12 protein-coding genes are annotated in these 13,229 nt (G+C 73.1%); 4 read left to right on the forward strand and 8 right to left on the reverse strand.

The genetic code is table 11. The features are described from left to right. Positions 1–4: 4 nt before the first annotated feature. On the forward strand, positions 5–1,780 hold the full coding sequence (locus tag KPL59_RS23160; RefSeq protein ID WP_226361946.1) for an NHL domain-containing thioredoxin family protein: 1,776 nt from the start codon (positions 5–7) through the stop codon (positions 1,778–1,780). On the opposite strand, the gene KPL59_RS23165 is transcribed toward KPL59_RS23160, so the two are convergent. Both KPL59_RS23165 and KPL59_RS23170 read right to left on the reverse strand, forming a co-directional pair. After that, positions 1,777–2,418 carry a response regulator transcription factor gene (locus KPL59_RS23165; RefSeq protein WP_226362132.1) on the reverse strand — a complete coding sequence of 214 codons (642 nt, stop codon included), beginning with the start codon at positions 2,416–2,418 and terminating at the stop codon, positions 1,777–1,779. The genes KPL59_RS23160 and KPL59_RS23165 overlap by 4 nt on opposite strands. A gap of 20 nt (positions 2,419–2,438) precedes the next feature. Continuing rightward, the gene (locus KPL59_RS23170; RefSeq protein WP_020628297.1) at positions 2,439–3,878 is read right to left on the reverse strand and encodes a sensor histidine kinase; all 1,440 of its coding nucleotides are present in this window, start codon (positions 3,876–3,878) and stop codon (positions 2,439–2,441) included. Positions 3,879–4,018: 140 nt separating this feature from the next. On the opposite strand from KPL59_RS23170, the gene KPL59_RS23175 reads away from it, so the two are divergent. After that, positions 4,019–5,176: an acyl-CoA dehydrogenase family protein gene (locus tag KPL59_RS23175; protein WP_060711624.1), complete on the forward strand. Its 1,158-nt coding sequence runs from the start codon at positions 4,019–4,021 to the stop codon at positions 5,174–5,176. A 36-nt stretch (positions 5,177–5,212) separates the two neighbouring features. On the opposite strand, the gene KPL59_RS23180 is transcribed toward KPL59_RS23175, so the two are convergent. Further along, positions 5,213–5,785 (reverse strand): TetR family transcriptional regulator, encoded by a 573-nt coding sequence (locus KPL59_RS23180; protein ID WP_020628299.1) that lies wholly within the window; start codon positions 5,783–5,785, stop codon positions 5,213–5,215. Between the two features lie 96 nt (positions 5,786–5,881). Here KPL59_RS23180 and KPL59_RS23185 point away from each other — a divergent pair, with 96 nt between their 5' ends. Continuing rightward, positions 5,882–6,793 carry an SDR family oxidoreductase gene (locus KPL59_RS23185; protein ID WP_226361947.1) on the forward strand — a complete coding sequence of 304 codons (912 nt, stop codon included), beginning with the start codon at positions 5,882–5,884 and terminating at the stop codon, positions 6,791–6,793. A 68-nt stretch (positions 6,794–6,861) separates the two neighbouring features. Here KPL59_RS23185 and KPL59_RS23190 read toward each other — a convergent pair whose 3' ends face one another. Beyond that, entirely contained in the window at positions 6,862–7,260 is a 399-nt protein-coding gene (locus KPL59_RS23190; protein ID WP_226361948.1) for a cytochrome c oxidase subunit 4, read from the reverse strand. Between the two features lie 16 nt (positions 7,261–7,276). Continuing rightward, the gene (locus tag KPL59_RS23195) at positions 7,277–8,227 is read right to left on the reverse strand and encodes a cytochrome c oxidase subunit II (protein ID WP_020628302.1); all 951 of its coding nucleotides are present in this window, start codon (positions 8,225–8,227) and stop codon (positions 7,277–7,279) included. A gap of 294 nt (positions 8,228–8,521) precedes the next feature. On the opposite strand from KPL59_RS23195, the gene asnB reads away from it, so the two are divergent. Continuing rightward, positions 8,522–10,468: an asparagine synthase (glutamine-hydrolyzing) gene (asnB, locus tag KPL59_RS23200; protein ID WP_226361949.1), complete on the forward strand. Its 1,947-nt coding sequence runs from the start codon at positions 8,522–8,524 to the stop codon at positions 10,466–10,468. 67 nt (positions 10,469–10,535) lie between these two features. Here asnB and KPL59_RS23205 read toward each other — a convergent pair whose 3' ends face one another. From KPL59_RS23205 to KPL59_RS23215, 3 genes are all read right to left on the reverse strand, one after another. Next, the gene (locus KPL59_RS23205) at positions 10,536–11,471 is read right to left on the reverse strand and encodes a carbohydrate kinase family protein (protein WP_145981599.1); all 936 of its coding nucleotides are present in this window, start codon (positions 11,469–11,471) and stop codon (positions 10,536–10,538) included. A gap of 124 nt (positions 11,472–11,595) precedes the next feature. Then, positions 11,596–11,967 (reverse strand): iron-sulfur cluster assembly accessory protein, encoded by a 372-nt coding sequence (locus tag KPL59_RS23210; RefSeq protein WP_020628305.1) that lies wholly within the window; start codon positions 11,965–11,967, stop codon positions 11,596–11,598. Between the two features lie 125 nt (positions 11,968–12,092). Beyond that, a complete protein-coding gene (locus KPL59_RS23215; RefSeq protein WP_226361950.1) occupies positions 12,093–13,208 on the reverse strand; it encodes a glycerate kinase in 1,116 nt (371 codons plus the stop codon). Between the last annotated feature and the right edge of the window lie 21 nt (positions 13,209–13,229).

A 13,229-nucleotide genomic window follows, 5' to 3' on the forward strand; every position in this document is an offset into this window, starting at 1 on the left:
ACGGATGAAGGTGCGGGCGCCCGAGCTGCGCGGGCGGCGCTGGCTGAACACCGGGGGCGCGGAGGTGACCCTCGCCGGGCTGCGCGGGCGGATCGTGGTGCTCGACTTCTGGACCTTCTGCTGCGTCAACTGCTTGCACGCGCTCGACGAGCTGCGGCCCCTGGAGGCCGAGTTCGGCGACGTCCTGACGATCATCGGGGTGCACTCGCCGAAGTTCGTGCACGAGGCGGACCCGGCCGCCGTCGAGGCCGCGGTCGAGCGCTACGACGTCACCCACCCCGTCCTCGACGATCCCGAGCTCACCACCTGGGACGCCTACGCCGCCCGCGCCTGGCCGACCTTGGCCGTCGTCGACCCGGACGGGTTCGTCGTCGCCCGGATGGCGGGCGAGGGCCACGGCCCCGGCCTGGCCGCGCTTGTCCGGGAGCTGGTCGCCACGCACGGCGACCGGCTGCGCCGCGGGGACGACCCGTACGTCCCGCCGCCCGCGCCGGACACCGCGCTGCGCTTCCCCGGCTCGGCCGTCGCGCTGCCCGGCGGCACGTTCCTCGTGTCCGACACCGCCCACCACCAGCTCGTCGAGCTGGCGGGCGACCTGGAGACCGAGGTGCGGCGGATCGGGGCCGGAGAGCGCGGGTTCGCCGACGGCGCGGCGTCGGCGGCGCGGTTCTCCGAGCCGCAGGGGCTGCTGATCCTCCCCTCCGGCGACGCCGTCCTGGTCGCCGACACCGTCAACCACGCGGTCCGGCGGGTCGACCTGGCCGACGGCACCGTGTCCACCCTGGCCGGGACCGGCGAGCAGCTGCGCGAGCGGGTCGCGGTGGGCGCCACGTCGACGCTGCTGTCCTCGCCGTGGGACCTTGCGTGGTGGGGCGGCACGGTCGTCGTCGCCATGGCGGGCCCGCACCAGCTGTGGACCCTCGACCCCGCCACCGGCGAGGCCCGGGTGCTGGCCGGGACCACCACCGAGGGGCTGCGCGACGGGGCGTTCGACGAGGCGTTCTTCGCCCAGCCCTCCGGGCTCGCGGTGGGTCCCGACGGGACGCTGTGGGTCGCCGACTCCGAGATCTCCGCGCTGCGCCGGATCGGGGACGGCCCCGGGGCCGCGGTCGCGACGGCCGTCGGGCAGGGGCTGTTCGAGTTCGGGCACCGCGACGGCCCGGCCGCGCAGGCACTGCTGCAGCACCCGCTCGGGGTGACCGTGCTGCCCGACGGCTCGGTCGCCGTCGCCGACACCTACAACGGTGCCGTGCGCCGGTTCGACCCGGCCACGAACCGGGTCTCGACGCTGGCCGAGGGGCTCGCCGAACCGTCGGACCTGCTCGTCGACGGCGAGACGCTGGTCGTCGTCGAGTCCGCGGCGCACCGGCTGGTGCGGCTGCCGGTCCCGGCCGGGTCGCTCGTGGCCGGCGACGCCCACGTCGTCCGGCGGACCCCGACGACGCTCGCCCCGGACGTGACGCTGCGGATCGGGTTCACCCCGCCCACCGGCCAGCACCTCGACGACCGGTACGGCGACCCGACGTCGCTGACCGTGGTCGCCGACCCGCCGTCGCTGCTGCGGGGCGGCGGCGGCACCGCGACCGGGCTGACCCGCGAGCTGCGTCTGGACCCGGCCGTCGGAACCGGGGTGCTGCAGGTCGCGGTGACCGCGGCGGCCTGCGACGACCCGTCGGACGGGTTCGCCGCCTGCCACCGCTACCAGCAGGACTGGGGCATCCCGGTGACCGTCGGCGACGACGGTCCGGCCGAGCTGGAGCTCGACCTCCGGTCGGTCTAGCCCTCCATCCAGGCGAGCACCGCCATCACGCGGCGGTGGTCGTCCGAGGAGGGCGGCAGCCCGAGCTTGGTGAAGATCGAGGAGATGTGCTTCTCCACCGCGCCCTGGGTGATCACCATGAGCCGTCCGATCGCGATGTTGGTGCGGCCCTGGGCCATGAGCTCCAGCACCTCGCGCTCGCGCGGGGACAGCTCGGCCAGCGGGTCACGCCGGCGGCGCTTGGTGAGCAGCGCGGAGACGACCTCCGGGTCCAGCACGGTGCCGCCCGCGGCGACCCTGCCGAGCGCGTCGGACAGGTCGGCGAGCTTGGAGACGCGGTCCTTGAGCAGGTAGCCGACCCCGCCACCGGCCTCCAGCAGGTCGGTGGCGTAGGACTCCTCGACGTACTGGGACAGCACGAGGATCCCCACCGACGGGAACCTCCGGCGGATCTCCAGCGCGGCCCGCAACCCCTCGTCGGTGAACGACGGCGGCATCCGGACGTCCACGACGGCCACCTCGGGCTGGTGCTCCCCCACCGCCGCGACCAGCGCGGTGCCGTCCCCGACGGCGGCGAGCACCGTCGCGTCCGCCTCCTCCAGCAGCCGTACCAGGCCCTCGCGCAGCAGCACCGAGTCCTCGGCGAGCACCACCCGCATCGTCATGGACCCATCCTGGGTCACGCGTCGCCGAGACCGGCGACCGGGACCTCCGCGGTCAGGACGGTCGGGCCACCGGGCGGGCTGTCGACCTCCAGGCGTCCCTCGACGATCTCCAGCCGGTCGGCGAGCCCGGCCAGGCCGTGGCCCTTGCCCGGGTGGGCGCCGCCGCGGCCGTCGTCGCGCACGCTGACCCGCAGCAGCGTCTCGTCGACGGTCACCGTGACCGTCACCGCGGTCGCGCCGGCGTGCTTGGCGATGTTGGTGAGCGCCTCGGTCACCACGAAGTACGCGGTGTTCTCGACCAGGGCGGGCAGCCGGGCACCGTCGTCGAGGCCGACGTCGAGGTCGACCGGGACCGGGCAGCGTCCCGCGGCGGCCCGCAGCGCCGGGCCGAGCCCGCGGTCGGCGAGGATCGGCGGCGCGATGCCCCGGGACAGCGCGCGCAGCTCCGAGAGCGCCTCACGGCTCTGTTCCAGTGCCTCGTGCAGCAGCGGGCGGGCGCGCTCGGGATCGTCGTCGAGGCGCCGGACGGCGGACTCCAGGTCCATGCCGAGCCGCACCAGCCGCTGCTGCGGCCCGTCGTGGATGTCGCGTTCGAGCCGGCGCAGGGTCTGTGCCTCGGCAGCGACGGCCGCCCGCCGCCCGGCGGCCAGAGCCAGCGCGCGGGCCCGCAGCGCGGCCGTCTGGTTGGTGAGCAGGCCGCGGGCGAGCAGTGCGCGCATGTCGGTCAGCCACCGCACGACCGTCGGCAGGGTCACGAGCAGCAGTACGCCGAGCCCGGTGTTGAGCGCGACGTCGCCGAGGGTGGAGTCGATGCCGGTGACGGACCCGAACAGCGTCCAGTTCTCCGGCCCGCGCGGCAACGACCACTGCCAGAACACGTAGAACAGCCCGCCGAGCCCGGTGACCGCCCACACCAGCGCGACCACCGCGGTCAGGATCCGGACCGGCAGGGCGGCGACCGCGTGCGCCACGTCGCGCCAGCTCTGGGGGTCGGCCAGCGCCCGGAACAGCCGTCCCATCAGTGAGCGCCCGCGGTTGGGCCGGTAGTGGTGCGGCGGGAGCGGACCGCCGGTCGCGCCCTCGGTGGCCCGGCGCTCCAGCTCGGCGAACCCACGCGCCGCGGCCAGTAGACCGACGGTGATGGGCAGCCCGATCCAGATGACGAACGTGCTCGCCCCCAGCACCAGCCCGACCAGCACCACCACCCCGCTGACGACCGCCAGCGGCAGCCCGGCCAGCAGGTAGGCCATCTGCGCGCCGAGCCGGGTGCGTCCCGGCCACGTCGACGGCCAGCCCGGCGCGTGCGGCAGGTGCAGGCCGCCGTCGCGCAGCAGGTACTCGCGCAGCGCGCCGTTGCCCCAGCCCTCCAACGCACGGACCAGGTGCGGGTCCAGGTGGCTGCCGCCCGGCTCGTCGGGGTCCGGCCGCGGCCGGACGGCCTGCTCCTCCGCCATCACGGCCCACCTCCTCGCCTGCCGGTCGTCCCCTGCGCAGGATAGGCGGTGACGAACGCCGCGCCGGGGTCGCGTGGGGCGGGGGCGACATGGTGAGCTACCACCCGGTAACAGACGCGACGACGCGAGAAGGTGTGCCCGTGGACCCCGCCGACCTCACCGACGTCCTGGACTCCGTCCGTGACTTCATCCGCACCGAGGTGGTGCCGCAGGAGGAGCGGATCGACGCCGAGGACGCCGTCCCCGAGCGCATCGTCGCCCAGTGCAAGGAGATGGGCCTCTACGGCTTCACCATCCCCGAGCAGTACGGCGGCCTCGGTCTGACCGCGTCGCAGGAGGTCCGGCTCGCGTTCGAGCTCGGTTGGACGACGCCTGCGCTGCGTTCGCTGTTCGGCACCAACAACGGCATCGCCGGGCACGTGCTGCTGGAGGGCGGCACCGAGGAGCAGAAGAAGCAGTGGCTGCCCCGGCTGGCGTCCGGTGAGGTCACTGCCTCGTTCGGGCTGACCGAGGCCGACGCGGGCTCCGACCCGTCGTCGCTCACCACCAGGGCCGTCCGCGACGGCGACGGCTGGGTCCTCAACGGCTCCAAGCGCTACATCACCAACTCCCCCGTCGCCGACGTGATCATGGTGTTCGCGCGGACCGACCCGGACGCCCCCGGCAACCGCGGCATCTCGACCTTCCTCGTCCCGAAGGGCACCCCCGGCCTCTCGGTCGGGCCGAAGGACCACAAGATGGGCCAGTTCGGCGCGTGGACCGCCGACGTGTACCTCGACGACGTCCGCGTCCCGTTCGAGAACGTCGTCGGTGGCGAGGACGGCATCGACAAGGGCTTCCTCGTCGCCGCCAAGTGCCTGGCCCACGGCCGGCTGCACATCGCCGCCGTCTGCGTCGGGATGGCCGACCGCCTGGTCCACGAGACCGTCGAGTTCGCCAGGACCCGGGAGCAGGGCGGCAAGCCGATCGCGCGGTTCCAGCTGGTCCAGGGCCTGGTCGCGGACTCGGTCACCGACGCGCGTGCCGGCCGTGGTCTGGTCCTCGACGCCGCTCGCAGCTTCGACGACGGCACCGACATGGTCTCCGGGCCCGCCGCCGCGAAGTACTTCTGCTCGGAGATGGTGGGCCGGGTCGCCGACCGCGCCGTCCAGGTGCACGGCGGGGCGGGTTACATGCGCGGGGTCGCGGTCGAGCGGTTCTACCGCGACGCCCGGCTCTTCCGGATCTACGAGGGCACCAGCCAGATCCAGCAGGTGATCATCGCCCGCGACGCGCTGGGCCGCGCCGCCCGCGGCTGACCGTTCGCCGGCGGTCCGGCCCGTCCGGGCCGCCGGTCACCCGCCGGCGAGCACCCGGCGCAGCGCCGCGGAGACCACCCGGATCTCCGCCACCAGGTCACCCGGCACCGGGGCGGAGACCCAGCGGGTGAACGCGGTGCGGAACACCGCGACGCCCGCCTCGGCCGCCACGGTCGCACCCGGCTCGCCCACGCCACGGTCACGCAGTCCCTCGGCGAGCACCCGCGTGACCGCCTCCATCTTCACCAGCTCCCGCTCGCGCAGCGAGACGTTCGCCATCAGCACCCCCTGCCGGCGCCGCGCGAACTCCCACCCCGGGTCGAACGCGCCGGCCGCGTGCTCCAGCGCGGCGCTCAGCGCACGCTCGGGTGGCACGTCCGGGCCCACGGCGGCCAGCCCCGCGGCGAACAGGGCCACGAACGACTCCCCCGAGTCCCCGCCGAACAGCACCTCCCGCTTGTCGGCGTAGTGCCGGAAGAACGTCCGCTTGGTGACCCCGGCCCGGGACGCGATGTCCTCCACCGTCGTGCCGTCGAAGCCGTGCTCCTCGAACAGGTCCAGGGCCGCTCCACGCAGCCGTCCGGCGGCGTCCGGCTCCCATCTGCCCATGCGCGCAGCCTACGTGATGACACCTCGTGTCATCCCGGTGTACGGTGATGTCATCAGGTGACATCACCTGGTCGTCATCACTCACGGAGGCACCACATGCGCATCCTCGTCACCGGGGCGACCGGCTGGATCGGCTCCGCCCTCGTCCCCGAGCTCCTCGGGGCGGGCCACCGCGTCGTCGGACTGTCCCGGTCCGACGCCGGCGCTGCCGCTCTCGACTCCGCGGGAGCCGAGGTCGTCCGGGGCGACCTGGACGACCTCGACCTGCTGTCCGCCACGGCCGCGCAGGTCGACGGCGTCGTCCACCTCGCCTTCAAGCACGACCTGGCCTTCGGTGGCGACTTCCCCGCCGCGGTCGCCGCGGACCGGGCGGCCGTCGCCGCACTCGCCGCACCGCTGAAGGGCACCGGCCGTCCGCTCGTCATCGCCTCCGGACTGGCCGGACACCATTCCGGCACGCCCGTCACCGAGGACGACCCGCCCGCCGCCGACAGCCCGGCGGCGCACCGCATGGCCACCGAGCGGGACGTCCTGGCCCTCGCCTCGGCGGACGTGCGCTCGGCGAGCGTGCGGCTCGCCCCCACCGTGCACGGCGCGGGCGACACCGGCTTCGTGTCCGTGCTCGTCGAGACCGCACGCCGGACCGGGATCAGCGGCCAGGTCGGCGACGGGAGCAACCACTGGCCCGCCGTGCACGTCACCGACGCGGCACGGCTGTTCCGACTGGCCTGCGAGTCCGCCCCGGCCGGGACGGTGCTGCACGCCGCGGGCGAGCAGGGCGTACCGATGCGCGAGATCGCCGGCGCGATCGGCCGCGGGCTCGACGTGCCGGTGCGGGAGGTGCAGCCGGAGCACTTCGGCCACCTGGGCGCCTTCGCCGCGCTCGACGTCGTCGCCCTCAGCGACCGGACCCGGGCGCTGCTCGGCTGGCAGCCGGAGGGCCCCACGCTCGTCGAGGACATCGAGCGGCACTACACCAGGGCCACCACGGCACAGCCGACGAGCTGAGGCCCCGGCCAACGACGAACGGCCCCGCCCGGGATTCCCGGGCGGGGCCGTTCGTACGGTGCGGTGGATCAGTGGGCGGCGGGACCCCGGTGGTACTCGAACACCAGCCCACCGACGGCGATCAGCACCAGCGTCATGCCGACGACGATCATCCAGGCGTACCAGAACGCCACACCCAGCGCAGCGAACGCCGCCGCGGCGGCCAGACCCAGGGGCCAGTAGCTGCCGGGCGAGAAGAAGCCCACCTCACCGGCGCCGTCGGACACCTCAGCCTCGGGGTTGTCCTCGGGACGCTCCTCCAGACGGCGCGAGACGAACCGGAAGTACGTGCCGACGATCAGCGACAGACCCGCGGTCAGCCACAGCGCGGTCACGCCGACGACCTCACCGGCGATGAACATGTACGCCAGCGCGACCAGGATGAAGAAGCCGGTGACGATCTCGAAGAGCCGGGACTCGATCTTCATGGGTGCGCGTCCTCCCTCAGCCCGTGACCTGCGCGGCGAGCTGGCCGCGGTCGGTCGAGAACGGCTGCGTGCTGATCGCCTCCGGCGCGCACCACTCGCCGCAGTTCAGCGCCTGCAGCGCCTCGCCGGTCGAGTAGGCCTGCCCGGTCTGCGGGTTGATCTCCTTGCGGAGCTGGATGTACCGGTCGAACAGCGCGGGCTCCAGGGCACGCACCTCGAAGTTCATCTGCGAGTGGTACGTGCCGCACAGCTCGGCGCAGCGACCGACGAACGCACCCTCACGGTCGATCCGGTCGATGATGTAGGTGTTGTCCTGCTCGTTCCGCTCCGGGAACGGGAAGACGTCGCGCTTGAAGAGGAACTCCGGCACGTAGAACGAGTGGATGACGTCGGGCGAGCGCTGCGTGAACTGGATCGACCGGTCGGTCGGGAGGACCATGATCGGGATCGTGTCGCTCGTGCCCAGCGTGCTCACCGGGCGTCCACCCGGGCCGGCCTCGTCGGGGTAGGAGAACTCCCAGTTCCACTGGAACCCGACGATGTCGACCCGCAGGTCGGCCGGGCCACCCGCGGTCGGGTTCTCCTTGTCGACGAAGTTCTGCACGTTCACCGTGAAGCCGAAGAGGACGGCGACGATGACTGTCGGGATGGCGGTGAAGACGAGCTCGACCGGCAGGTTGTACTGCGTCTGGCGCGGCAGCGAGCCGTCGTCGTCCTTGCGCTTGCGGTGCAGGATCATCGCCCAGAACATCGCGCCCCAGGTGATGACACCGACGATCAGCGCCGCGATCGCGGACCAGGTCCACAGGTGGCGCATCGACTCGGCTTCGGGGGTCACCCCCTCGGGCCACCCGAACCGGATGACCTCCTGGACCGAGCAACCGGCCAGAGCCGGCGCCGCCAGCAGGCCGACCACGGCCACCTTCGCCGCCCGGGCGATCCGGGAGCGGCCTTCGGTTCGGGCCACTGCACGCCGCCTTCCTGTCGTCTCCTGCGTACGCCGCACTGCCAGCACGTTCTTCCTTGCTCCGCCGTCACGACACCGCGGCCGAAGGGGATCTTGTGCCACCCGTATGGAGCACCGTCTTCGACCTCGCGTAGAGCCTAGACGAACCCCGGTCGGGCCGCGCCCCCCGGGGGTTCCCGGCCGGCGCGTGAACGTCGTCACCGCCGCAGGGGAAACCGGCAGTCTCTCAGCGGGAAGACCGTTTCGCACCGGGGCGCGCGAGACCCGTCCGGCTGACTCGGCATACTGACCGGTGTGTGCGGACTGCTGGGATTGCTGACCGCCGGGGCGGACGCCGCGACCCGGGTCGACCCGATCGCCGACGGGCTGCGCTGTGCGCGGCACCGGGGACCCGACGAGAGCGAGACGTGGAACGACCACGACCTCGTCCTGGGGTTCAACCGGCTGTCGATCATCGACGTCGACCATTCCCACCAACCCCTGCACTGGGGGCCGGTGCCGGGAGAGGACACCCGCTACACGATCGTCTTCAACGGCGAGATCTACAACTACCTCGAGCTCCGTGAGGAGCTGATCGAGACCTACGACGCGGCCTTCGCCACCGACGGCGACGGCGAGGTCATCGTCGCGGCGTTCCACTACTGGGGCCCCGACGCCGTGCAGCGCCTGCGCGGCATGTTCGCCTTCGCCATCTGGGACGTCGTGGAGCGCGAGCTGTTCCTGGCCCGCGACCCGTTCGGCATCAAGCCGCTCTTCCTGGCCACCACCCCGGTCGGCACCGCGTTCGCCAGCGAGAAGAAGTCGCTGCTGTCCCTGGCCGGTGAGCTCGAGATCGGGCTCGACCTGGAGCCGGCCGCGCTGCAGCACTACCTGACCCTGCAGTACGTGCCCGAGCCGATGTCGCTGCACCGGATGATCTCGCGCGTCGAGTCCGGCACGCACGTCACCGTGCGCCCCGGCGAGGAGCCGCTGCACCAGCGCTACTTCGCGCCGAAGTTCATCTCGCTGCCCAGCCACGCCCCGGCCAGCGCCGAGGCGGAGGCGATCGTGCACGGCGAGATCGCCGACGTGCTGCGCGACTCGGTCGCCAAGCACATGCGGGCCGACGTCACCGTCGGCGCGTTCCTGTCCGGCGGGATCGACTCCACCGCGATCGCGGCGCTGGCCAAGGAGCACAACCCGAACCTGATCACCTTCACCACCGGGTTCGAGCGCGAGGGCTACTCCGAGGTCGACGTGGCCGCCGAGTCCGCCGCGGCGATCGGCGTGCGGCACGTGGTGCGCACCGTCAAGCCGGACGAGATGATGGAGGCCCTGCCGCTCATCATCTGGTACCTCGACGACCCGGGCGCCGACCCGGCGCTGGTCCCGCTGTGGTTCATCGCCCGCGAGGCCCGCCAGCACGTCAAGGTCGTCCTGTCCGGCGAGGGCGCCGACGAGCTGTTCGGCGGCTACTCGATCTACCGCGAGCCGCTGTCGCTGTCACCGTTCGAGAAGGTCCCCGGCACGCTCAAGCCGCTCATGCGCCGGGCCTCGCGCAAGATGCCCGAGGGCATGCGGGGCAAGGACCTGCTGCGCCGCGGGTCGCTCTCGATGGAGCAGCGCTACTACGGCAACGCCCGCATCTTCCGTGACGACCAGCTCCACGAGGTCCTGCGCGGCTACGACCCGCGGGTGTCGCACCAGGACGTGACGGCGCCGCACTACTTCGCCAGCCACGACTGGGACCCGGTCGCCCGGATGCAGCACGTGGACCTGTTCACCTGGCTGCGTGGCGACATCCTGGTCAAGGCCGACAAGATGACGATGGCGCACTCGCTGGAGCTGCGGGTGCCGTTCCTCGACCCCGAGGTCTTCGACATCGCCTCGTCGCTGCCGCAGTCGCAGAAGATCACCCACGGCTCGAACGGCACCACGAAGTACGCGCTGCGCCGGGCCTGCGAGGGCATCATCCCGCCGCACGTGCTGAACCGGCCGAAGCTGGGCTTCCCGGTGCCGATCCGGCACTGGCTGCGCGACGAGATGTACGCCTGGGCGCGCGACATCCTGCAGAACTCCGGGGCCGGGCACCTGATCGACCTGCAGGCCGTGCACCGCATGCTCGACGCGCACCGCGAGGGCCCGGTCGACCACTCCCGCCGGATCTGGGCGGTGCTGGTCTTCCTGCTGTGGCACGGGATCTTCGTCGAGAAGCGGATCGTTCCCGAGGTCCCGACCCCGACCTACCCGGTCAAGATCTGAGCGGTCCCCGCACGACGACGGGCCGGCACCCCTGGGGGTGCCGGCCCGTTCGGCTACTACGGCGGGGTCAGCCGGGCAGGACGGCCCGGATCTCGTCGGCGGCGGCGTCACCGAACGCGTCGCGCAGCCGGATGAGGGCGGCGTCGCGGTCCCAGGTCCACTCCTGCGGGCCGTCGGACTCCAGGACGTAGGTCGCGATGAGCGCGCCCAGCTGGGCCGAGCGCTCCAGCGACAGCCCGGCGCCGAGCGCGGTGAGGAACCCGGCGCGCCAGGCGTCACCGACACCGGTCGGGTCGACCAGCTCGGTCGGCGGGACGACGTCGATCCGGGTCTCGGTGCCGTCGGCCTCGACGATCAGCGCACCCCGCTCGCCGAAGGTGGTGATCCGGGTACCGACCTTGGCGCCGATCTCCTCGGCGGTCCAGCCGGTCTTCTTGAGCAGCAGCTCGAACTCGTAGTCGTTGGTGACCAGGTAGGTGGCGCCCTCGATGAGGCGCTTCACCTCGGGACCCTCCATGCGGGCCAGCTGCTGGGACGGATCGGCGAGGAAGGGGTAGCCCTTCTCGCGGCACTCGTCGGTGTGGCGCAGCATCGCGTCGGGGTCGCTGGCGCCGATGAGCACCAGGTCGAACCCGCCGACGCGCTCGGCGATCGGGGCGAGCTCGATCTCCTTCGACTTGGCCATCGCGCCGGTGTAGAAGGACGCGATCTGCCGCATGTCGTCGTCGGTGGTGCAGACGAAGCGGGCGGTGTGGACGTCGTCGTGGGTGTGCACCCCGGAGGTGTCGACACCGAGGTCGTCGAGAACCTTCCGGTACTCGGCGAAGTCGGCGCCGACGGCGCCGATCAGCACCGGGTTCTGGCCGAGCACACCGAGCGCGAAGGCGATGTTGCCGGCCACGCCGCCCCGGCGGATCGTCAGGTCGTCGACCAGGAAGCTGACCGAGATCCGGTCGAGCTGCTCGGCCAGGATCTGCTCGGAGAACTTCCCGGGGAAGTGCATGAGATTGTCGGAGGCGATCGACCCCGTCACGGCAATAGGCACACGGGGGAGCCTACGTCACCCGAGCCGAAGGGCCCCGCCGGAGATCACCGGCGGGGCCCTTCGGAGGTGCTGTCGTGCGACGTCAGTTGAAGCTGTCGCCACAGGCGCAGGAGCCGCCCGCGTTCGGGTTGTCGATCGTGAAGCCCTGCTTCTCGATGGTGTCGACGAAGTCGATCGTGGCGCCCTGCAGGTACGGGGCGCTCATCCGGTCGACGCCGACCTTGAGACCGTGGAAGTCACGGAAGAGGTCACCGTCGAGCGACCGGTCGTCGAAGAAGAGCTGGTAGCGCAGGCCGGCGCAGCCACCGGGCTGCACGGCGATGCGCAGGTGCATGTCGTCACGGCCCTCCTGCTCGAGCAGGGTGCGCGCCTTGACGGCAGCGGAGTCGGTCAGCTCCACGCCGTGCGTCTGCTCCGTGGTCGCGCCCGCGTTCACGGTGTTGTCAACGGTCATGACTCTCCCAACAACGTGCGTGGTCCGCCCTGTTCCCACCGGGCGTCGGAATCCATAGTACGACGTCCCGCAGGTCCGCATCCGCGCGGAGACCGTGCGATTCGTCGCCGGGAGGGTGACGGGGATCACCGGCTCCAGCGCGGGGCGACACGTTCGGCCAGGTCGGCGAGGGTCCCGGCCGGGTCGGCCAGCGAGGCCTCCAGCCCGAACTCCTCGGCCACCCCGAACGCGGCGTCGACCCCCGCCGCGGCGGCCTCCCGGCGCCCGACGCTCACCTGACCGGCCAGCACCACGCACGGCGTGCCGCGCTCGGCCGCGCCCCGGGCGACCGCGGTGACGAGCTTGCCGCGCAGCGACTGCCAGTCGAAGCTGCCCTCCCCGGTCACCGCGACGTCGGCGGCGTCCAGCTCGGCGTCGAGCCCGACCAGGTCGCGGACCAGCCCGGCACCGGACTCGACCCGCGCGCCGAGGGCGAGCAGCGCGGCACCGAGACCACCCGCCGCCCCCGCCGAGGGCAGGTCGCGCACCTCGCGCCCGGCCAGGCCGGCGAGCACCCCGGCGAACACGGTCAGCGCGCGGTCCAGCTCGGTGACCGCGGCGTCGTCGGCGCCCTTCTGCGGGCCGAACACCGCGGCGGCGCCGTGCGGTCCGAGCAGCGGGTTGTCGACGTCGCTCGCCGCGACCAGGGTCACCCCACCCAGGTCGGGTGTCCCGTCGAGGCGGGCACAGCAGTCCAGGGACGCGCCGCCGGGTGGGAGCGGGAGACCGTCCTCGTCGACGGGGACGGCGCCGAGGGCGGCCAGCAGGCCGGCGCCGCCGTCGGTGGTGGCGGACCCGCCCAGCCCCACGACGGCGGTGGTGACCCCGGCGTCCCGGGCGGCGGCGAGCAGCTCCCCCACCCCGGAGGTCGTCGCGGTGCGGGCGACCCCGGGGATCCGGTCCTCGCGCGGGACGTGGTGCAGGCCGCACGCCGAGGCGCACTCCAGGTAGGCCGTGTCCCCGACGCGCAGCCAGGACCCGGTCACCGGGTCGCCGAGCGGACCGGTGACCTCCTGCTCGTGCAGGGTCCCACCGAGCGCGGTGTGCAACACCTCCGCGAAGCCGGTGCCGCCGTCGGCGAGGGGGACGATCGCGACGTCGGCGCCGGGCACCCCGCGACGCCAGCCCGCGGCGATCGCCTCGGCCGCCTCCCGTGCGCTCAGCGTTCCGCCGAACGAGTCGGGAGCCACCACGATGCGCATGCGGGGCAGGCTAGCGGCGGC

Origin of the sequence: Pseudonocardia sp. ICBG1142, assembly GCF_020496255.1 — a bacterium.
Lineage (GTDB): Bacteria > Actinomycetota > Actinomycetes > Mycobacteriales > Pseudonocardiaceae > Pseudonocardia.